The organism is Poseidonocella sp. HB161398 (genome assembly GCF_005870025.1).
In the GTDB taxonomy this organism is placed as follows: domain Bacteria; phylum Pseudomonadota; class Alphaproteobacteria; order Rhodobacterales; family Rhodobacteraceae; genus Mangrovicoccus.
Genome location: NZ_VATA01000011.1, coordinates 123,396 through 143,549, shown reverse-complemented (window position 1 = coordinate 143,549; position 20,154 = coordinate 123,396). Strand labels below are relative to the sequence as shown.

Here is a 20,154-nt window from a genome sequence, read left to right as displayed (position 1 = left end):
TGCGGCATCGCCTTCCGATTGCAGAGGTTTCGCGGTCGAAAAACAGGCATCTTGGATATCCCATTGCCAATCCGCCCGCTCCGCCCCGTCCGCGCGTTGACAGGACCGGCCGCTGCTCCCCAGATTCCGGGCAGGGAATGCGGACGTCCGTCTTCAGAAGCGCCGCGACGGCGCCACCCAGCCAACGGGACGGATGATGAAACCAGATACCATGCTCAAGGCAGCGCTTCTCGGCGCGGCCATTGCGGTCGCCTCTCCAGTGCTCGCCGCCAATATCACCATCGCCATCGGGTCCGAGCCCTCGACGCTCGACCCGCAGCAGCGCGATGACGGCGCCGAACGCGCGGTGACCGACAACATCTTCGAGACGCTGCTGGCGCGCCAGCCGGACGGGACGCTGGTGCCGGGCCTGGCCGCGGCCATGCCCGAGCAGATCGACGACCTGACCTGGGAGTTCAAGCTGCGCGAGGGCGTGACCTTCCACAATGGCGAGCCCTTCAACGCCGATTCCGTCGTCACCTCGGTCGAGCGGATCATCGATCCCGCCTATGCCTCCGAGCAGATGGCCTATCTGGCGACCATCGCGGGCGCCGAGAAGGTCGACGACCTGACCGTGCGGATCACCACCAAGGCGCCCGATCCGGTGCTGCCCGCGCGGATGTACTGGATGAAGATGGTCCCGGCCGCCTATTCCTCCGACCCCGCCTTCGCCCAGGCGCCGGTCGGCACCGGCCCCTACCAGATGGCCGCCTGGAACCATGGCGAGGATATCGAGCTGGCCGCCTATCCGGACTACTGGGGCGACGCGCCGCAGATCGAGGGCGTCAGCTACCGCTTCATCGCCGAGGGCGGGACGCGCGTGGCCGGTCTGATGGCCGGCGAGCTCGACCTGATCCGCAACCTCTACCCGGAATTCCTCGGCGCGGTGCCGAACTCGACCGCCGTTCCCGGGCTCGAGACCTCGGTCATCGTGCTCTCGACCGAGAACCCGGTCGTCTCCGATCCGAAAGTGCGCGAGGCGATGAACATCGCCATCGACCGCGAGGCCCTGGCCGAGGCGCTGTTCGCCGGGCTGGCGGAGCCCGCCCATGGCCAGCTGGTCAACCCGAAATCCTTCGGCTTCAACCCCGAGATCCGCGCCTATGACTACGATCCCGACCGCGCCAAGGCGCTGATCGAGGAAGCGGGCGCGACCGGCAAGACCGTCACCCTGGTCGGCGAGGCCGGGCGCTGGCTGAAGGACCGCGAGCTGATCGAGGCGGTGGGCGCCTACTGGCAGGAGGCCGGGCTGAATGTCGAGATCCATATCGAGGAATTCGGCGAGTACCTGAACCAGCTCTTCGACAAGGACCACCGTCCGGACTCGATCTTCGTGGTGAACTCCGACGAGCTGCTCGACGCCGACCGTCCGCTGACCGCCGCGATGGAATACGGCGCCTCCTATGCCTCGAATGCCGACGAGGAGATGGCCGCCCAGATCCAGGCCGCCCGGGCCGAGACCGATGTCGAGGCGCGCAAGGCGCTCTATGCCGAGATCACCCGCAAGGGGCACGACCTCTCCTACCTGGTGCCGCTGCTGAACCAGGAGGACATCTACGCGATGAGCGACCGCCTGAGCTGGACGCCCAGGATCGACGCCAAGCTCCTGGTCAAGGAAATGTCCGTCTCCGAGTGAGCGGAGCCCGAACCGACGCATCCAGGTCCGGAGCCGCGCCCGCGGCTCCGGAACCCCGACAGATAGAGGACCCGGCCGCATGGCAAAATTCCTGGTGAACCGCCTCGTCCAGGGGATGCTCGTCATCCTCGGCGTGACGCTGGTGGTCTTCGTGGCAACCCGACTGGTCGGCGATCCGGTGCAGATGATGCTGCCGCTCTCGGCCTCGGCCGAGCAGCGCGCCGCCTTCTCGCAGGAGCTGGGGCTGGACCAGCCGATCGGCACCCAGTTCCTGAGCTTCGCCGCCGACCTGCTGCGCTTCGATTTCGGCGACAGCCTGTGGCAGCGCCGCCCGGCGCTGGATATCGTGCTGGCCAAGCTGCCGAAGACGCTGCAGCTGATCGCGGCGGGCTTCGGCTTCGCGGTCGCCTTCGGCATTCCGCTCGGCGCGCTCGCCGCTGTGCGCCCCGACGGGCTTCTCGACCGGATCATCGTCAGCGTCAGCCTGATCGGCCTCTCGGTGCCGCAATTCTGGCTGGGGCTGATCCTGGTCATGGTCTTCGCGGTCAATCTGGGGCTCTTCCCCACCTCCGGCAGCGGCAGCCTGGCGCATATCGTCCTGCCCGCGGTCACGCTCGGGATCCCGTCGATGGCGCGGATCATGATGCTGACCCGCTCCTCGGTGATCGCCGAGCTGAACCAGCAGTATGTCCGCACCGCCCGCGCCCGCGGCCTGCCCTTCCGGCGCATCCTCTTCGGCCACACCATGCGCAACATCCTGGTGCCGGTCCTGACCCTGACCGGCTGGGAGGTCATCAGCGCCTGGGCCGGCTACACGGTGGTGGTCGAGACGGTCTTCGCCTGGCCCGGGCTCGGCATGACCGCGATGAACGCGATCAACCATTCCGACATGTTCCTGCTGCAAGCGATCGTCTTCGTCGTCGCCGTCGGCATCGTCCTCGTCAGCATCCTGCTCGACGCCCTCTACAAGCTCATCGACCCGCGCATCGACCTCGCCTGATCCCATGACCGCCACACATCTCGCCACCATTCCCGCCCAACGCCCCCGGCCCGCCGTCTTCCGCGCCGCCGGCGGCTTCCTCGCGGAGCTGTCGAAGGACAAGGCCGCCTTCGCGGGCTTCCTCTTCCTCGTCCTCGTCGTCCTCGCAGCCGTCTTCGCGCCGCTCCTCGCGCCGCACGATCCCGCCGCGCAATCGGTGCTGGCCCGGCTGAAGCCGCCGGCCTGGACCGCGCGCGGCAGCGCCGAGCATCTGCTCGGCACCGACATGCTGGGCCGCGACGTGCTCTCGCGGCTGCTCTACGGGGCGCGCGCCTCGCTCCTTGTCGGCACCTCCGTCGTGCTGCTCGCGGGCTCCTTCGGGGTGCTTCTCGGCCTCGTCTCGGGCTATCGCGGCGGGCGCACGGACACTGTCATCATGCGCGTCGTCGATGTCTTCGTCGCCTTCCCGGGGCTCCTTTTGACGCTGCTCCTCGTGGCGATGATCGGCCCCTCGACACCGACGATGATCGTCGTTCTCGCCTTCTCCAACTGGATGATCTACACGCGGCTCGTGCGCGGCATCGTCATGTCGATGCGCACCACCCCCTTCATCGAGGCGGCCGAGGTGCTGGGCTGCGGTCCGCGGCGGATCCTGCAGGTCCATGTCCTGCCGAACCTGGTGCCGCCGCTGCTGACCCTGGCCATCCTGGAATTCACCAACATCCTGCTGGCCGAGGCGGCGCTGAGCTTCCTCGGGCTCGGGGTGCAGCCGCCCGGCACCAGCTGGGGGCTCGATATCGCCAATGGCAAGAACTACATGCTGCTCGCCTGGTGGCCGATCACCTTCCCCGGCCTCGCCATCGCGCTGACCGTGCTTTCCATCAACCTCTTCGCCAACTGGCTGCGCGTCACCACCGACCCGGCCGAGCGCGAGAAGCGCCATGCGCGCGGGCGGCTGCGGCTGCTGCGCCGGAAGGCGGCCGCCAATGGATGACCCCGCAATGACCGCAGACGACACCGCCCCGATCCTCGAGCTCCGCAACCTGGAGGTCGAGTTCGACACCCGCGCCGGCACGGTCCACGGGCTGCGCGGCGTCAGCTTCGCCATCCGCCGCGGCGAGACCCTGGCCCTGGTCGGCGAGAGCGGCTCGGGCAAGAGCGTCACCGCCTCGGCGATCATGGGGCTGATCCAGCTGCCCGGCGCCGTGACCGGCGGCGAGATCCTGTGGAAGGGCCAAAGCCTGCTCGGCCGCGCCGGAGAGCGCCGCGCCCGCCGCCTGCGCGGGCGCGAGATGTCGATGGTCTTCCAGGACCCGATGACCTCGCTCAACCCGCTGATGTCGATCGGCAGCCATCTGGTCGAGGTGCAGCGCCGCCACATGGGCCTGTCGCGCCGCGCGGCCGCCGCCCGCGGCGCCGAGCTGCTCGACGCGGTCGGCATCACCGAGCCCCATCGGCGGATGGGACAGTTCCCGCACGAGCTGTCGGGCGGGATGCGCCAGCGGGTGATGATCGCACTGGCCATCGCCTGCGAGCCGGAGCTCTTGATCGCCGACGAGCCGACCACCGCGCTCGACGTCACCATCCAGGCGCAGGTCCTGGACCTGCTGTCGGACCTGCAGCGCGACATGGGCCTGTCGATCCTGCTCATCACCCATGATCTCGGCGTGGTGGCCGGGCTCTGCGAGCAGGTGGCGGTGATGTATGCCGGCGAGATCGTCGAGACCGGCGCCGCCGACGACATCTTCGACCGGGCGCGCCATCCCTATACCCAGGGGCTGATCCGCTCCACCCCGCGGCTGACCGACCGGTCCGAGCGGCTGGTCTCGATCGACGGCGCGCCGCCGGGGCTCTTGCATCCGCCTGCGGGCTGCGCCTTCGAGCCGCGCTGCCCGCAATCCTCCGAGCGCTGCCGCGCCCGCCCCGCCCTTGCCGCGGAGCCGGGACGCCAGGGCGCCTTCGCCTGCTGGAACAGCACTCCCTCCGCCTGGCCGGAGGCCGCCCCCGGCCCGAAAGCGAGCTTCGCATGACCCATTTCCCCGGCCCCCTCTCTGCCGGCACCCCCGCCTCCGGCGCGGCGCCGCTCCTCTCCGTGCGCGGGCTCGCGGTGGATTTCGACGGCCCGCGGAAGAAGATCTGGGGTCCGCCCTCGAAGATCCGCGTGCTGGAGGACATCTCCTTCGACCTCGCCCGCGGCGAGACGCTGGGCCTGGTCGGCGAAAGCGGCTCGGGCAAGTCGACCCTTGGCCGCGCGGTGCTGCGGCGGCTGCCGATCGCCGACGGGCGCATCGTCTTCGACGGCAAGGACATCACCCATCTGCCGCTGGCCGGCCGCCGGGCGCTGTCGCGCGACATCCAGATGGTGTTCCAGGACCCCTATACCAGCCTCAATCCACGGATGAAGGTGCTGGACCTGATCGCCGAGCCGCTGATCGTCCACGGCATCGTCGAGAGCGCCGAGGAGGCGCGCGACCGCGTCGCCGAGCTCCTGCGGCTGGTGAACCTGCCGGTGGAGAATATCGACCGCTTCCCGCACGGCTTCTCGGGCGGGCAGCGGCAGCGGATCGGCATTGCCCGGGCGCTGGCGCTGCGCCCGAAGCTGATCATCGCCGACGAGCCGGTCTCGGCGCTCGATGTCTCGGTGCGCGCGCAGGTGGTGAACCTGATGCAGGATCTGCAGGCGGAGCTGGGGATCAGCTATCTCTTCGTCGCCCATGACCTCAGCATCGTGCGGCATATCTCGGACCGGATCGCGATCCTGCATCGCGGGCGCATGGTGGAGATGGCCGGCTGCGACGCGATCTACGACCGCCCGGCGCATCCCTATACCGCGACGCTCCTAAAGGCCGTGCCGGAGCCCGATCCGCGCCATCGCCGCGGCACGCCCACCGCGCCGCCGCCCGCGCCGCGGATCGGCGAGCTGGTGATGGAGGGCGGCGCCTGCCGCTACTCCAAGGGCTGCGCGAAGGCGACCGAACGCTGCCGTGCCGAGGCCCCGGTCATGTCGCGGCGCGGCCGCGACCGCTGGGTCGCCTGCTGGGAAGCATGACCCGGGCGCGCGGGACTGCCGGCGCCCCGGGCGGGCGCCTAGCGCCCGCGCGCCTCGCCGTCCTTGCGCCGGTCGCTGCCCGCCAGAAGGCCGCCATCGGGGCCGCGCATCACCATCTGGGCGCCGCCGAAATCGTTCCGGCCCGCCATGTCCCCCGCCCCGGCCCCGTCGCGGAACCCGGCGCGGGCCAGCGCCTCGGCCACCCCCGGCGCGGCGCCCTCTTCCAGCGCGACCGCGTCATCCCGCTCCAGCCGCCAGCGCGGCGCGTCGATCGCCTCCTGCACGCCCTGGCCCCAGGCGGCGATCCGCGTGACCAGCTGCACATGGCCCTGCGGCTGCATCAGCCCGCCGACCACGCCGAAGACCGCATGCGTCCGCCCGTCCTTCAGCGCCGCCGCGGGGATCACCGTGTGATAGGGCCGCTTGCCCGGCGCGGGGCCGTTGACATGGCCGGGCTCCGAGAAGCCGAAGCCGCGGTTCTGCAGGCAGATGCCCAGCTCGGGCACGCCGATGCCGGAGCCGAAGCGCTTGAAGATGCTCGACATCATCGTCACGGCAAAGCCGTCGCGGTCGATGATCGCGGTGCAGACGGTGTTGCCCGAGGGATCGGCGACGACGCGGCGCGCCTCTTTCATGCCGTCGCGGGTCGCCTCGACGATCTTCACCGTCGTCTCCGGGTCCTCCATCGGCAGCACCTCGCCCTCCAGCCGCCGCAGCGCGTCGAGCACCCCCATGCCGTGGGTATTCGGCGGGCATTCGAGGATCTCGAGCCCGTGGAAGCCCTGGCGCAGCGGGATGTCGTAATTGCCCTCATGCGCGGCCAGATCGCCCTCGCAAAGCAGCGCCCCGGCCCGTGCCGCCGCCCGGGCAATCGCCGCGGCCGCCGTGCCGCGATAGAAGGCCTCCGCCCCCTCGGCCGCGATCCGCTCCAGCAGATCGGCCAGGGCGGGATTGGAGAACTGCGTCCCCGCCTGCGGGATGGCGTCGCCGCGGTAGATCGCGCGCGAGCCGGGATCGCCGCGGACCACATCGGCGAAGAGCGCCCATTCCCGCGCGCAGACCGGCCCGACCGCGAAGCCCTCGCGCGCGATCCGGATTGCCGGGGCGAGGAGTCCGGCGAAGTCGAGCCGGCCGAAACGGGCATGGAGGTCGAGCCAGCCGCGGACCGCGCCCGGCACGGTGACCGAGAGCGGATGGCGCTCGGGGATGCGGCCGCCGGGCAGCGCTGCGACCATCGCCTCGCTGAGCGCCGCGGGCGCCCGGCCGGTGCCGTTATAGGTCAGCGGCGCCTCCCCGGGCGGCAGCAGCATCGCCGAGAGATCGCCGCCGAGCCCGGTCGCCATCGGCTCGACCACCCCCATCACGGCATCGGCGGCAATCGCGGCGTCGATCGCCGAGCCGCCGCGTCCGAGCGCCTCCATCGCCGCCCGGGTCGCGGCAGGATGGCCGGCGGCGACCGCCATCTCGCGGGCGGCAAGCGTGCCGATGGCTGCATGGTGCATGGCGGGGTCCCCTCTGGCTGACCGCATTTCCTGAGTCGCGATTATCTGTATACTCCATACTATTCTGCGGTTGCAAAGCATTCCGCCACCCCGCGATCCACGCCATTACCGTTATTATAAAGCCTATTTTTTCATGCATCTCCGCCTGCATTTCCATTGGACAGGTCTGACGGTATACAATATGGTGAATCGCAAGCCCGGCAGCGTCCGACACGGACAGCCCCGGACAGGTCTCTTCACGAAAGGAACGCGACTGTGACCGAGCTCATGAATCCCGACGAACTGCGCACCGCCCTGGAACAGGCCATCAAGGGGAAAAGCGCCAATGCCTCGCCCTTCAGCCTCGCCTGGGCCAGCGGCAAGCTGAGCCGCGATCACCTGTCCCGCTGGGCCGAGAACCACTACCACTATGTCGGGCCCTTCGCCGACTACCTGGCCTATGTCTACGCCCGCCTGCCCGAGCACTATGTCGAGGCGAAGGACTTCATGCTGCAGAACATGTACGAAGAGGAAATCGGCGGCGACCGGCATACCGACCTGCTGATCCGCTTCGCCGAGGCCTGCGGCACCACCCGCGAGCGCGTCACCGACCCCGACAACATGAGCCCGACCACCCGCGCGCTGCAGAGCTGGTGCTATGCCGTCGCCATGCGCGAGGATCCGATCGTCGCCATTGCCGGGCTCGTCGTCGGCCTGGAAAGCCAGGTGCCCTCGATCTACCGCAAGCAGACGCCAACGCTGCGCGACAAGTACGGCTTCACCGACGAGGAAGTCGAGTTCTTCGACCTGCATATCGTCTCGGACGAGATCCACGGCGAGCGCGGCTACCAGATCGTGCTGGAGCATGCCCGCACCGTCGAGATGCAGCAGAAATGCCTGAAGATCTGCGAGATCGGCGCCCAGATGCGGCTGCTCTACACCACCGCGCTCTACAACGACTATGTCGGCGCAGAAGTGCCGCTGGAAGAGCTGGGCCTCGCCGCCTGAGCCGCGACCCGGGCGGGCGCCCTGCCCGCCCAAGCGAAGGAGAGGCCATGCCAAAGGTCATTCTGCACAAGGCCGGCGCGATCTACGAGGACGAGGTCGACCCCAATACCAACCTCGTCGTGCGCGCGGGCATCCGCAAGTTTCCCTATCCCAACCTCGCCTACAAGTGCGGGATGGGCAAATGCGCGACCTGCAGCTGCCGCATCCTGGCCGGCGCCGAGCATCTGGAGGCGCCGAACTGGAAGGAGAAGCGCCAGCTCGGCGACAAGCTGGAGGAGGGCTACCGCCTCGCCTGCCAGCTCTGGATCAACGAGGATATCGAGCTGGCCCAGGACGCCTGAGCCCGGCCGAGCGAACCGCCACGAGGACCGCCAATGTACGTCATTCTGACCACCAAGCCCGGAGAGTTCCGCACCGAGATGACCGAAGGGGTCACTCAGGTGGAGTCCTGGGACTACATCTTCTACGGCCGCAAACGCGCGAATTTCACCATCGCAAAGATCGACGGCACGCCGCGCATCACGATCGTCGAGGATGCCCCGCCGCAGATCGTCAACAAGGTGCCCTCGAAGCTCTTCGAGTCCTTCGGCACGCTCGAAGAGGCGCGCGCCGAGCTGAACACGCTGACCCATTACGGCAGCATGGAAATCGAGCTGCGCGCAGCGTCGTAAGGGAGAGCCGGGATGGATGGCGCGGACAGCACGCTGACGATCACCTTCGTCACCAACGGAAACAAGGCCGTGACGGCGCCGAGGGACAGCAACCTCCTGCGCATGTCGATTCGCGAGAAGGGGGGCATTCCCTTCAAGTGCGGCGGCGGGCTCTGCGGCACTTGCCGCTGCCGGATCTCCGAAGGCGTCGAGAATACCGACAAGATCAAGCCCAAGGAACGCAAGCATCTCTCGGAGGAGGAATTCGGCCAGGGCTACCGCATGGCCTGCCAGACCTTCGTGACCGGCGATGTGAAAGTCACCTGGGGCGACTGAGAACGAAAGACCTGACATGACTGTTGCAACCGAGCTGGCGCCCGAGGCGCCTGGCACCGAAAGCGGCCCCGCGCCGCAGTACCGGAATTTCATCGGCGGCGCCTGGCAGGCGGCCGCGCAGGGCGGCTGCTTCGAGAACCGCAACCCGGCCGATCTCTCCGACCTGATCGGCCTTTTCCCCGATTCCGGCGCCGAGGACGTGGCCGCGGCCGTGGCCGGCGTCTCCGCCGCGCAGGCCGCCTGGGCCGCGGCAAGCCCCGAGACACGCGCCGACATGCTCTACCGCGCGGCCGAGATCATCTCGGGCCGGACCGCGGAGATCGCCGCGGAGCTGACCCGCGAAGAGGGCAAGACCCTGGCCGAGGCGACCGGCGAGACCAGCCGCATCGCCGCCAATTTCCGCTTCTATGCCGGCGAGGCGCTGCGGCTGAAGGGCGAGACCTACCCGGTGCCCGGCGGCCAGATGGCGATGAGCCTGCGCCAGCCGGTCGGCACGGTTGCTGTGATCACGCCCTGGAACTTCCCGCTGTCGATGGCCGCGCGCAAGATCGCCCCGGCCCTGGCCGCGGGCAATGCCGTCGTCTTCAAGCCCTCGGAAATGGCGCCGCTGATGGGCCAGCGCCTGGTCGAGGTGCTGCTCGATGCCGGGCTTCCGGCCGGGCTGATCGCGCTGGTCCACGGCAAGGGCCCGACGGTCGGCAAGGCGCTGACCTCCGCGCCGGGCATCGACGCGCTGACCTTCACCGGCTCCTATGCGGTGGGCGCGCAGATCCAGGCGAGCCTGGGCACCGACACGCGCTGCCAGCTGGAGATGGGCGGCAAGAACGCCACCGTCGTGCTGGAGGATGCCGATATCGCCAAGGCGGCAGCGATCATCAAGCGCGGCGCCTTCGGCCTGACCGGCCAGGCCTGCACCGGCACCAGCCGCGTGCTGGTGGCCCGGAAGCTGCATGACGCACTGCTGGCCGAACTGGTCCGCGCGGCAGAGACCGTCGTGATCGGCCCGGGGGATGGCGACGGCGTGACGATGGGGCCCTTGGCCACCGCAGCACAGCTGGAGAAGGCCACCGCCTATCTGGAGATCGCCCGCCGCGAAGGCGCCGAGATCGTCACAGGCGGCCTGCCCGACACCGCCGACCTGCCCGAGGGCCACTGGATCCGCCCGACGGTGATCGCCGGCGTGCAGCCGGGAAGCCCGCTCCTGCGCGACGAGATCTTCGCCCCGATCGTGGCGCTCTGCCCCTTCGACACGCTCGAAGAGGCCCTCGCCATCGCCGACGACACCGAATACGGGCTGGCAATCTCGGTCGTCTCCGACCACCTGCCCTCGGTGATGAAGATCGCGGCCGAGACCCAGCACGGCATCGTCAAGGTCAACTCGCCCACGACCGGCGTGGCGCTGAACGCGCCCTTCGGCGGCTTCAAGCATTCCTCGAACCAGAGCGCCAAGGAACAGGGCGGCGCGAACGTCATGGATTTCTACAGCCGCATCAAGACGGTCTATCTCGGGGCCTGAATGGACGCGATCTCCACACTGGCGGGCACGGTGCACGATCCGCGCGTCCTGGCGATGGCGGCAATGGTCTTCGTCGCCGCCATCCTGCAGGGCGTCGGCGGGCTCGGCTTCGCGATGTTCTCCGCCCCGCTCTCGGCGCTGTTCTTCCCGGAACTGGCGCCGGGGGTGCTCCTGGTTCTGGGCGGCTGCGTCTCGACCATGGTGCTCCTGCGCGAGCGCTCCTCGATCGACTTCCGCTCGGTCGGCTCGATGATCTCGGGGCGGCTCCTTGGCAATTTCGCCGCCGTGGCGCTCCTCGCTTCGCTCAGCGCGGCGATGTTCAACGTGCTCTTCGGCGTGATGATCCTGATCGGTGTCGGGCTCAGCTATAGCGGCTGGCGGGTCGAGGCGAACTGGCGCAATCTCGGGGCTGCGGGCGTGATGTCGGGGATCATGGGGACGATCACCTCTTCGGGCGCGCCGCCCTATGCCATCGTCATGCAGAACGCGCCGCCCGCGGTGATGCGCGCGACGCTGAACACCGCCTTCCTCTTCGGCGCGACCTCCTCGCTGATCCTGCTGGCCTGGATCGGGCGGTTCGGCCTGCCGCAGCTGATGCTGGGCCTGCTGCTCTTCCCCGCGCTCTATCTGGGTTTCCGCGTCTCCACGCCGCTGGCGCGCCATGTGCCGCGCGGCGCCATCCGCCATCTTTTGCTGGGCCTTTCCGGCCTCAGCGCTGCCGGGCTGCTGCTGCGCGCCCTCCTGTGACCGACATGCTGCATTTCACCGATAACGACATTGCCGGGACGCTCTCCCCGGCCGAGGCCGAAGCCTGCCTTGCGGAGGCCTACCGCGCCTTCGGCGAGGACCGCGCCGCGGTGCAGCCGCGGGTGCGTACCGAGGCGGCGGACGTGAAGCTTTCGACCATGGGGGCGGTGCTGCCCTCGGCCGGGGTCGTGGGCGCCAAGGTCTATACCACCATCGCCGGGCAGTTCAGCTTCGTGATCCTGCTGTTCAGCGCCGCGACCGGCGCGCCGCTGGCGACGATGGAGGCGAATGCGATCACCGCGATCCGCTCGCCCGCCTGCACTGCGCTGGCCGCGCGCCACCTGGCGCGTCCCGGCAGCCGCCGCCTGGCCGTCTTCGGCACCGGCGTGCAGGGCCTGTCGCATCTGCGCCACCTCGCCCGCGCCTTTGCGCTCGAGGAGGCGATGATCGTCTCCCGCCGTCCCGATCCCGCGCTGGCGGAGCAGCTGGCGGAGGAGACCGGGATCGCGGTGCGCTGCGCCACCGCCGCCGAGGCGGCCGCGGAGGCGGACATGATCGTCACCGCCACCCGCAGCGCGGAGCCGGTGCTTTCCGGGCGCGATCTGGGCACTGGCCAGTTCATTGCGGCGATCGGATCTAGCCTGCCCCATACCCGCGAGCTCGACGACGAGGTGCTGCGCCGCGCGGCGGTGCTGGCGCTTGACTGGATCCCGCAAACCAGCCGCGAGGCGGGCGACGTGGTGCTGGCCGATCCCGGGGCGCTCGCCCATCCGAGAATGGCCGACCTGAAGGACATCGTCGCGGGCACCGTCCCCGGACGCGAGACCCCCGAAGACCTGGCAATTTTCAAATCGGTGGGGATAGGCCTTCTCGACATCGCCACCGCGGCGGCGGTCTGGAAGGCCAGAATGTCGTAGGGGCAGCCCTGCGCCAACGGGCCTCGGGGAGTTCGGCGCCTGGCCATTCCCGGCGGCGTCGCGCTAGCTGCCCGGCAGGCCGCTGCCGGCGTTATGGACATGGCGGGAGGCCAAAAGCGCCGCCAGCTCGCCATCCCCGGCGATCACCGCGCGCAGGATCTCGGCATGCTCCTGCCAGGACCGGCGCACCGCCTCGATGTCGTTGCCCGCGAAAAGCATCGAGGTCTTGTCGCGCAGCGACTGCATGATCTCCTGCAGCACCGAATTGCCGCCCGCCCGCGCCAGCGCTTCGTGGAAGGCGTCATTGCGGTGGAACACCGCCTCCATGTCGCCCTGCTCGATCATCTTCTCGCCCGATTCCAGCACCGCGCGCAGCTCGGCGAGCTGCTCGGGATCCTGGCGGCGGGCGGCGAGCTTGGCGTTGAGCGCCTCGAGCGTCGCGCGCACCTCGATCAGCTCCTGCTTCTGCTCGTCCGACAGCAGCGACACCGACGCGCCGCGCCGCGGCTCGATCTTGACCAGCCCCTCGGCCGCCAGCTCGCGCAGCGCCTCGCGCACCGGCATCCGCGACACGCCGAGCTCCTCGGAGATCCGCTTCTCCACCAGGCGCGCGCCCGAGGCGTACTGCCCGCCCAGGATCTGCTCGCGCAGCGCGTCCTTCACCACCTTGGTCAGCGGCGCATGGGTCGCTCCGAGGGCCTTGTTCATCCTGCTTGCTCCGATCCTGCGGCATCGCTGGCCGCATACGCCTATTGTATACCATCTTGCAAGAGCTTGCCTAGGGGCAACAGGCCCCTTGCGGTCCGGCCGCCACAGCGCGGCCTCGCGTGCCTAGCCGCAGCACGTGCTGCGGCAGCGCGCTGAAATTTCCGGCAGCACGGATTTTTGGTATACTATTTTAGACAGAATTCATGGTTTCAGGTTGCGGAACGCCATCATGGTATACATACCGGCCATACAGGAAACATATCGCGACAGGGAAAGCGCATGAAGACCGCTCTCAAGCTCCAGCCGGAAGAAGCCCGCCTGATGGTGGATGCCGCCATTGCCAAGTCGAAGGAGATCGGCGTCCTCGAAACCGTCTGTATAGCAGACGAGGGCGGCTTCCCCTTGGTCATCGAGCGGATGGAGGGCGCGCGGGTGACCGGGCCGCAGATCTCCTGGAACAAGGCCTTCACCGCCGCCACGCACAAGCGTTCCACCCATCTCTTCAACAAGGCGCCGAACGGACCCGCCCTGCCCGGCAACGAGGCCTTCGGCATCCAGCTGAGCTTCGAGGGGCGCTTCGCCGTCTTCGTCGGCGGCTTCCCGATCGTGGTCAATGGCGAGGTGGTCGGCGGCGTCGGACTGTCGGGCGGCAATGGCGAGCAGGACACCGCCGCGGGCGTCGCCGCGCTGCAGGCGCTGGCCGACCATCTTTCCGGCACCGGCCACGAGGTGCTGGTCGCCGCCGATATCAAGAGGTAGGCCATGACCGCGATCCGCGCCATTCACCGGTTGGAACCGCGCAGCGACGCGCCGGGCTTCACCCATGTCTCGGTGGTCGAGACCGGCCAGGGCTTCGAGGTCGAGCCGGGCGAGACGCTGCTGGCCGCGGCCCTGCGCGCGGGACTGCGGCTGCCGGCCGACTGCAAGTCCGGCTTCTGCGGCGCCTGCCGGCTGCGCGTGGTCGAGGGCGAGGTCTTCCATCCCGAGGATCTGCCCGGGCTGGCGGAGGAGGAGCGGCTCTGCGGCTTCGCGCTCGGCTGCCAGGCGCGGGCGCTGACGCGGCTGTCGATCGAGGCGGAGCTGCTGCCCTTCGACCTGCCGGAGCCCGCGATCTGCGAGGCCGTCGTGCTGCGCCGCGAGACGCCGGCACCCGGACTGACCCGGCTCTGGCTGTCGCTGCCCGGCGCGGCGGCGTTCCGCCCCGGTCAGTACGTGAACATCCTGATGGAGGATGGCGCGAAACGGCCCTTCTCCATCGCCACGCTGCCCGGACGGAACGAGATCGAGCTGCAGATCCGCGGCATTCCCGGCGGGCGCTTCACCGAGGGGCGCCTGCCCGCGCTCGTCCCCGGTGACCGCCTGTCGCTGGAGATGCCGCAGGGGATCTTCCATCTCCACCCGGAGGACTTCCGCCCGGTCGTCTTCGCCGCCACCGGCACCGGCATCGCCCCGGTCGCCGCATTGCTGGCCGAGCTGGCGCAGGAACCCGAGGAGGCGCCGCCGGTCTCGGTCTACTGGGGAATGCGCGAGGAGGGCGAACTCTACCTGCTCGAGGAGCTTGCCGCGCTCGGGGCCGGGATCGACGGGTTCGAGCTGGTGCCGGTGCTGTCTCGGCCGGGGCCGGACTGGCAGGGACGGCACGGCCATGTCCAGCAGGCGGTGCTGGAGGATCTGCCCGATCTCGCCGAGCATGCGCTCTATCTCTGCGGCAACGCCAATATGGTGGCCCAGGCGCGGCGGCTCTTCCTCGCGGCGGGGGCCTCGGCGAACCACATCTATGCCGACAGCTTCACCTTCGCCCACGGGGGATGACCCCGGGCCCGCGGAACGGGCCCGGAGGAAAGGGATCAGAGCCCGCGGATCATGCCGCCGTCGCAGCGCAGCATGCTGCCGGTGACATAGGAGGCCGGTGCCGAGCAGAGGAAGGCCGCCACGGCGGCGAATTCCTCGACCCGGCCATAGCGGCCCGCGGGGATCGTCGCGCGGGAGGCCGCGCGGACCGCGTCGATCTCCTTGCCCTGGCGAACTGCCGCGGCGGCGTCGAGCTGGTCGACCCGGTCGGTATGGATCCGCCCCGGCAGCAGCAGGTTGCAGGTCACGCCATCCGCGGCGACCTCGGTCGCGAGCGTCTTCGACCAGCCCGCCAAAGCGGCGCGCAGCGTGTTCGACAGCGCCAGATTGGGGATCGGCTGCTCGACGCCGGAGGAGGCAAGCGTCAGCACCCGGCCCCAGCCCGCCGCCCGCATCGCGGGCAGGAGCGCCGTGGTCAGCGCGATCACCGGCGCGACCATCATGCGCGCCGCGTCGATCATCGCGTCGGCACTCATCTCCGCCGAGGTGCCGGGCTTGGGTCCGCCGGTATTGTTGACCAGGATATCGACGCCGCCCAGCCGCTCGGCCGCAGCCGCCGCCAGCTTCCGCGCGAAATCCGGATCGGCGAGATCCGCCGCGACCCAGTCAGCGCCGATCTCCGCCGCCGCCGCTTCGAGCGCGGCCGCGTCCCGGCCGGTCAGCAGGACCTTCGCCCCTTCGGCCGCCAGCGCCCGGGCGACGCCCAGCCCCAGCCCGCGCGAAGAGGACAGCACCAGCGCGCGTTTTCCGTCCAGTCCAAGATCCATCGGTCAGTCTCCTTCCAGCCGGCGCGCCGTGCGCTGCATCAGCCGTTCAAGTTCGGCAATATCGGTTGCGGTCAGTTTCGGCCCCGGCGCCCGGGTCGCGGAATGGGCGATGGCACCGCGCTTCATCAGCACATGCTTGCGCAGCGCCAGGCCCCAGCCCGGCTGCTGCTCGTGGCGCAGGATCGGGATATAGGCGTCGAAAAGATCCTCGGCCTCGTCGGCCTTTCCCGCCCGGAAAAGGTCGACGCATTTCACCAGCGCCTCGGGATAGGCGAAGCCGGTCATCGCGCCATCGGCACCGCGGGCAAGCTCCTGCGGCAGGTAGAGCCCGCCATTGCCGCAGAGGATCGAGAGCCGCGGCACGCCGGCATCGGCCTCGTGGCCGCGCAGTGCGGTGATCTTGGTCAGGCCCGGCCAGTCCTCGTGCTTCAGCATCACCATCTGCGGCAGCTCGGTGGAGAGCCGCCGGATCAGCGCCGCCGAGACCGGCACGCCGGTCGAGAGCGGGAAGTCCTGGAAGCAGAGCGGGACTTCCGGCCCCAGCGCGTCGGCGACCGCGTGGAAATAGCCCTCCACCCGGTCCTCGCGCGCGGGGCCGCGGTTCGGCGCGACCATGACACCCGCGGCACCCTTCTCCATCGCGTAGCGGCCCAGATCGGCGAGATTGCCCAGCCCGGCATCCGAGACGCCGACCACCACGGGCATGTCGCCCGCGCGGTAGAGGAAGCGGTCGAGCACGGCGCGCCGCTCCTCCTGGGTCAGCTTGTCGGCCTCGCCCATCATGCCGAGCACGGTCATGCCGGTGACGCCGTGGCTGCGGTAGAATTCGACCAGCGTGTCGATGCTGGCATAGTCGACGCTGCCATCCGCGGCGAAGGGGGTGGCGGCGATGATGTAGACGCCGGAGGTCCGGCGGTCGATCAGTCGGGTCATGGCGCGCCTCAGATCGCGGCTTCGCGGCGGGTGTCGATATAGAGCTGGCGCAGGTCGCGGGCGACCGGGCCGGGCCGGCCGCTGCCGATCGCGCCGCCGTCGATCGAGACCACCGGCAGGACGAAATTGGTCGCGGAGGTGATGAAGGCCTCGTCGGCGGCACGGGCCTCGGCGACGGAGAAGGCGCGCTCCTCGATCTCCAGCCCGTGGCGGCGGGCCAGCTCCAGCACGCCCGCGCGGGTGACGCCCGGCAGCAGCGCGTGGGACAGCTCGCGCGTGACCAGCTTGCCGCCGGTGACGATATGCGCGGTCGCCGAGGACGCCTCGGTCACGACGCCGTCCTCGACCAGCCAGGCATCGTCGCAGCCGCGCGCCTTGGCTTCCATCTTCGCCATGGAGGGATAGAGCAGCTGCACCGTCTTGATGTCGCGGCGGCCCCAGCGCAGGTCGGGCACGGTGGCCACCTTGATGCCGCGCTCGGCCGCGGGGTTCTTCAGCGCGTTCTTCGCCTGGGTGAACATCACCAGGGTCGGGGGCGTGTCCTCGGGCGGATAGACGAAGTCGCGGTCCTGCTCGCCGCGGGTGAGCTGCAGGTAGACCATGCCCTGCTCCAGCTTGTTCATCGCGACGATCTGGCGATGCGCCTCGAGCAGATCCTCGTCGGAGAGCGGCACGGGAATGCCGAGTGCTGCGGCCGAGCGCTTCAGCCGCGCGGCATGGGGGGCGTAGTCGATCAGCATGCCGTCCAGCACGCAGGTCACTTCGTAGATGGCGTCGGCCATGGTGAAGCCGCGGTCGAAGATCGACACCTTGGCTTCGGTTTCGGGCAGCCAGGCGCCGTTGAGATAGACGATACGGGTCATGGGGAGGTCTCGGGTCAGTCTGAGGGAGGAGGGTGTCGGGGGATCAGGGGCGGGCGAAGGGCGCGATGCCGATGCCGTTCTCGGCCAGCGCCGCGCGCAGGGTGCGGGCCATTTCCACGGCGCCGGGCGTGTCGCCATGGACGCAGAGCGTGGCCGGCTCGACCGGCAGGCGCTTGCCGCCGGTGGTCGGGATATGGCCGTTCACCACCATCTCGAGCACCTGCTCGAGGCTTTCCTGCGGGTCGTGGATCACGGCGCCGGGCTGGCTGCGCGGGGTCAGCTCGCCCTGGTCGGTATAGCTGCGGTCGGCATAGATCTCGCAGGCGACCGTCAGCCCGGCCTTCTCGGCGGCGGCATAGGTTTCCGAATAGGGCAGCGAGACATAGGTCAGCGACGGATCGACGGTCTTGACCGCGCGCACGCAGAGCGCGGCGAGATCGGCATCGACGGCCGCCATGTTGCCGAGCGCGCCATGGGTCTTCACATGGGTCATCGGATGGCCCTCGATCTCGGCCATGCCCTTCATCGCGGCGATCTGGTAGATCAGCTGCGCCTCGAGATCCTCGGGGCGCTCGCCCGAGATGCGGCGGCGGCCGAATCCGTAGAGATCGGCGAAAGAGGGATGCGCGCCGACGGCCACGCCCTTCTCCCTGGCCAGGCGAATCGTCCGGCGCATCACCACCGGGTCGCCGGCATGGAAGCCGCAGGCAATATTCGCTGTGGAAACAAGGTCGAGCATGGCGGCGTCATCGCCGATGGTCCAGGCGCCGAAGCTCTCGCCCATGTCGCAGTTGAGATCGATGGTCCGGGTCATTGTCATCCCTGTGTTGCATGTTTTAGCGGCGTGACTGGATTTCTATGCACAAAGTTTATGCACATCTAGGTGCCGATCCAGTGTAACACGCCGCGGGCGTTCCTTCGGGAATACTGCTGGTATACTGAAATGGCAAGCCTCGAATGGCTGGACCGACGCCTTACTGAACAAGGAAAAATACTATGAAACAGGGACTTAACGTGGCATTTGCCGCGCTCGTGGCGATGGCTGCCGCAGCTCCGGCCCTGGCCGAGACCGACTGGGACATGTCCGTGGTCTGGCCGGAAGGCAACTTCCACACCCAGAATGCGATGACCTTCGCCGAAAAGGTGAAAGAGGTCACCGGCGGCGAGGTGAACATCACCGTCCATTCCGGCGGCGCGCTCGGCATCAAGGGTCCCGAGGGCATGGCGGCCGTGCGCGACGGCATCGTGCCGATCGCCGACATCCTGATGAGCCAGCAGGTCGGCGAGAACCCGGCGCTCGGCGTCGAGACACTGCCCTTCCTGGCGCCGACCAGCCAGGACCTGGCGCTGCTGCACAAGTTCTACCGCCCGCTGATCGAGAAGATCGCCGGCGAGATGAACCAGAAGCTGCTCTACATGACCCCCTGGCCGGGCCAGGCGGTCTATTCGCCCGAGCCGATCAACACGCTGGCCGACCTGTCGGGCCTGAAGATCCGCGTCGTCGACGCGAATGGCCATGACTTCTTCGAGGCGCTCGGCGCCGCGCCGGTGCAGATGCCCTGGGGCGAAGTGATCCCGTCGCTGGCCGCCGGCACGATCGAAGGCGTGACGACCTCCTCCTCCTCGGGCGTCGACGGCGCCTTCTGGGAGTTCATGGACAACATGAGCACCTTCAACTGGCAGGCCTCCTCCAACATCGTGACCGTCAATCTCGACGCGTGGAACGACCTGTCGGACGAGGACCAGAAGGCGATCGAAGCGGCGGCGGCCGGGCTCGAGGGCCAGTTCTGGCTGAATTCCCGCGCCGAGGATGCCAGCAAGATCGCCACGCTCGAAGAGCACGGCATGACCGTCACCGCCCCCTCGGCCGAGCTGAAGGCGGAGCTGCTGGAGAAGGCGCTGCCGCTGTGGGACGCCTTCAAGGAGCGCGTGCCGGATGCCGCGCCGGTGATCGACGCCTACCTGGCCGCGCGCGACTGACCCGCCGCGCCTGATCCCGGCCGCCGTTTCTCCCTGCGGCGGTCCGGCCCGGCCGGATGCCCCTCCCGGCCGGGCAGCGCTGCCCCCTGCTCCCTCCTCCCGGGGGGCAGCGCCCCTTTTCCCCCTCCTAGCCACGGAGACCGCATGCAGACCTCGCAGCCCCCAGCCCCCGCCTCCGGCCGCTTCGCCCGGATCATCGCGCCCGCCGACCGGCTGGCCGATCTGGCCAATATCGCCGCCGCGCTGTGCCTGCTGGCCATCTTCGGGCTGGTCGGCGCCGAAGTGCTGGCGCGCAACCTCGCCAATACCTCGATCTCCTTCTCCTGGGATGTCGCCGCCTACCTCATGGGGTCCTGCTTCATGCTCTCCTGCGCCAGCGCGCTGAAATCGGGCAGCCATGTGCGCGTCACCGGCCTGGCCGAGATCCTGCCGCCGCGCGCCGCCCGCGCGCTCGACATCTTCGCCTGCCTCGCCGGGCTCTTCGCCGCCGCGCTGCTGGCCTGGGCGATCGGCCAGATGGCCTGGCTCAGCTTCCAGCGCGGCTCGACCTCGGCCTCGGTGGTGCGCATCCCGCTGGTCTGGCCGCAATCGGTGCTGGCCTTCGGCGCCATCCTGCTCTGCCTTCAGCTCGTCGCCCAGCTCCTGCGGCTGATCCGCGGCGAAGGCCTTCCCGCCGGCACCGGACTGGAGTGAT

Annotated in this window: 22 protein-coding genes; 16 read left to right on the top strand and 6 right to left on the bottom strand. The window is 69.3% G+C overall.

Annotated features, from left to right (window positions below):
- The first annotated feature begins 196 nt into the window (after positions 1 to 196).
- The 5 genes from FGX59_RS11410 (at position 197) to FGX59_RS11390 (ending at position 5,703) form a co-directional block, all read left to right on the top strand.
- Positions 197 to 1,675 (top strand): ABC transporter substrate-binding protein, encoded by a 1,479-nt coding sequence (locus tag FGX59_RS11410; protein WP_240722395.1) that lies wholly within the window; start codon positions 197 to 199, stop codon positions 1,673 to 1,675.
- 79 nt (positions 1,676 to 1,754) lie between these two features.
- Positions 1,755 to 2,675, top strand: coding sequence for an ABC transporter permease (locus FGX59_RS11405; RefSeq protein ID WP_138466661.1), 921 nt, complete (start codon positions 1,755 to 1,757; stop codon positions 2,673 to 2,675).
- Positions 2,676 to 2,679: 4 nt separating this feature from the next.
- Complete coding sequence (locus FGX59_RS11400; protein WP_138466660.1) at positions 2,680 to 3,648, top strand: ABC transporter permease; 969 nt, start codon at positions 2,680 to 2,682, stop codon at positions 3,646 to 3,648.
- A 7-nt stretch (positions 3,649 to 3,655) separates the two neighbouring features.
- Positions 3,656 to 4,684 carry an ABC transporter ATP-binding protein gene (locus tag FGX59_RS11395; protein ID WP_138466659.1) on the top strand — a complete coding sequence of 343 codons (1,029 nt, stop codon included), beginning with the start codon at positions 3,656 to 3,658 and terminating at the stop codon, positions 4,682 to 4,684.
- The gene (locus FGX59_RS11390) at positions 4,681 to 5,703 is read left to right on the top strand and encodes an ABC transporter ATP-binding protein (RefSeq protein ID WP_138466658.1); all 1,023 of its coding nucleotides are present in this window, start codon (positions 4,681 to 4,683) and stop codon (positions 5,701 to 5,703) included. Before FGX59_RS11395 ends, FGX59_RS11390 begins: the two co-directional genes overlap by 4 nt.
- Positions 5,704 to 5,741: 38 nt before the next feature.
- On the opposite strand, the gene FGX59_RS11385 is transcribed toward FGX59_RS11390, so the two are convergent.
- Positions 5,742 to 7,205: a gamma-glutamyltransferase family protein gene (locus FGX59_RS11385; RefSeq protein WP_138466657.1), complete on the bottom strand. Its 1,464-nt coding sequence runs from the start codon at positions 7,203 to 7,205 to the stop codon at positions 5,742 to 5,744.
- A gap of 255 nt (positions 7,206 to 7,460) precedes the next feature.
- Between FGX59_RS11385 and FGX59_RS11380 the strand changes: the two genes are divergently transcribed.
- From FGX59_RS11380 to FGX59_RS11350, 7 genes are read left to right on the top strand one after another with little or no spacing between them, the layout of a single operon-like run.
- The gene (locus FGX59_RS11380) at positions 7,461 to 8,192 is read left to right on the top strand and encodes a TenA family transcriptional regulator (RefSeq protein ID WP_138466656.1); all 732 of its coding nucleotides are present in this window, start codon (positions 7,461 to 7,463) and stop codon (positions 8,190 to 8,192) included.
- 47 nt (positions 8,193 to 8,239) lie between these two features.
- The gene (locus FGX59_RS11375; RefSeq protein ID WP_138466655.1) at positions 8,240 to 8,533 is read left to right on the top strand and encodes a 2Fe-2S iron-sulfur cluster-binding protein; all 294 of its coding nucleotides are present in this window, start codon (positions 8,240 to 8,242) and stop codon (positions 8,531 to 8,533) included.
- A 33-nt stretch (positions 8,534 to 8,566) separates the two neighbouring features.
- Positions 8,567 to 8,863 carry a ferredoxin gene (locus FGX59_RS11370; RefSeq protein ID WP_138466654.1) on the top strand — a complete coding sequence of 99 codons (297 nt, stop codon included), beginning with the start codon at positions 8,567 to 8,569 and terminating at the stop codon, positions 8,861 to 8,863.
- A 12-nt stretch (positions 8,864 to 8,875) separates the two neighbouring features.
- Positions 8,876 to 9,178: a 2Fe-2S iron-sulfur cluster-binding protein gene (locus tag FGX59_RS11365; RefSeq protein ID WP_138466653.1), complete on the top strand. Its 303-nt coding sequence runs from the start codon at positions 8,876 to 8,878 to the stop codon at positions 9,176 to 9,178.
- 16 nt (positions 9,179 to 9,194) lie between these two features.
- On the top strand, positions 9,195 to 10,694 hold the full coding sequence (locus FGX59_RS11360) for an aldehyde dehydrogenase (RefSeq protein ID WP_138466652.1): 1,500 nt from the start codon (positions 9,195 to 9,197) through the stop codon (positions 10,692 to 10,694).
- Complete coding sequence (locus FGX59_RS11355; protein ID WP_138466651.1) at positions 10,695 to 11,441, top strand: sulfite exporter TauE/SafE family protein; 747 nt, start codon at positions 10,695 to 10,697, stop codon at positions 11,439 to 11,441.
- A 5-nt stretch (positions 11,442 to 11,446) separates the two neighbouring features.
- Positions 11,447 to 12,358 carry an ornithine cyclodeaminase family protein gene (locus FGX59_RS11350; protein ID WP_138466650.1) on the top strand — a complete coding sequence of 304 codons (912 nt, stop codon included), beginning with the start codon at positions 11,447 to 11,449 and terminating at the stop codon, positions 12,356 to 12,358.
- Positions 12,359 to 12,421: 63 nt separating this feature from the next.
- Here the strand turns inward: FGX59_RS11350 and FGX59_RS11345 are convergent, their stop codons facing one another.
- Complete coding sequence (locus tag FGX59_RS11345) at positions 12,422 to 13,066, bottom strand: GntR family transcriptional regulator (RefSeq protein ID WP_138466649.1); 645 nt, start codon at positions 13,064 to 13,066, stop codon at positions 12,422 to 12,424.
- A 279-nt stretch (positions 13,067 to 13,345) separates the two neighbouring features.
- Between FGX59_RS11345 and FGX59_RS11340 the strand changes: the two genes are divergently transcribed.
- On the top strand, positions 13,346 to 13,825 hold the full coding sequence (locus tag FGX59_RS11340) for a heme-binding protein (RefSeq protein ID WP_138466648.1): 480 nt from the start codon (positions 13,346 to 13,348) through the stop codon (positions 13,823 to 13,825).
- 3 nt (positions 13,826 to 13,828) lie between these two features.
- Positions 13,829 to 14,878, top strand: a complete 1,050-nt coding sequence (locus tag FGX59_RS11335) for a 2Fe-2S iron-sulfur cluster-binding protein (RefSeq protein WP_138466647.1) — start codon at positions 13,829 to 13,831, stop codon at positions 14,876 to 14,878.
- A gap of 35 nt (positions 14,879 to 14,913) precedes the next feature.
- Here the strand turns inward: FGX59_RS11335 and FGX59_RS11330 are convergent, their stop codons facing one another.
- Genes FGX59_RS11330 through FGX59_RS11315 form a run of 4 tightly spaced genes read right to left on the bottom strand, consistent with a single transcriptional unit; the run spans position 14,914 to position 18,294 of the window.
- Entirely contained in the window at positions 14,914 to 15,684 is a 771-nt protein-coding gene (locus tag FGX59_RS11330) for an SDR family oxidoreductase (protein ID WP_138466646.1), read from the bottom strand.
- A 3-nt stretch (positions 15,685 to 15,687) separates the two neighbouring features.
- Entirely contained in the window at positions 15,688 to 16,617 is a 930-nt protein-coding gene (locus tag FGX59_RS11325) for a dihydrodipicolinate synthase family protein (protein WP_138466645.1), read from the bottom strand.
- Between the two features lie 8 nt (positions 16,618 to 16,625).
- Positions 16,626 to 17,480: a D-amino-acid transaminase gene (locus FGX59_RS11320; protein ID WP_138466644.1), complete on the bottom strand. Its 855-nt coding sequence runs from the start codon at positions 17,478 to 17,480 to the stop codon at positions 16,626 to 16,628.
- 43 nt (positions 17,481 to 17,523) lie between these two features.
- Positions 17,524 to 18,294 carry a LamB/YcsF family protein gene (locus FGX59_RS11315; protein ID WP_138466643.1) on the bottom strand — a complete coding sequence of 257 codons (771 nt, stop codon included), beginning with the start codon at positions 18,292 to 18,294 and terminating at the stop codon, positions 17,524 to 17,526.
- Between the two features lie 182 nt (positions 18,295 to 18,476).
- On the opposite strand from FGX59_RS11315, the gene FGX59_RS11310 reads away from it, so the two are divergent.
- Both FGX59_RS11310 and FGX59_RS11305 read left to right on the top strand, forming a co-directional pair.
- The gene (locus tag FGX59_RS11310; RefSeq protein ID WP_138466642.1) at positions 18,477 to 19,460 is read left to right on the top strand and encodes a TRAP transporter substrate-binding protein; all 984 of its coding nucleotides are present in this window, start codon (positions 18,477 to 18,479) and stop codon (positions 19,458 to 19,460) included.
- 144 nt (positions 19,461 to 19,604) lie between these two features.
- Positions 19,605 to 20,153: a TRAP transporter small permease subunit gene (locus FGX59_RS11305; RefSeq protein ID WP_138466641.1), complete on the top strand. Its 549-nt coding sequence runs from the start codon at positions 19,605 to 19,607 to the stop codon at positions 20,151 to 20,153.
- Position 20,154 lies beyond the last annotated feature (1 nt).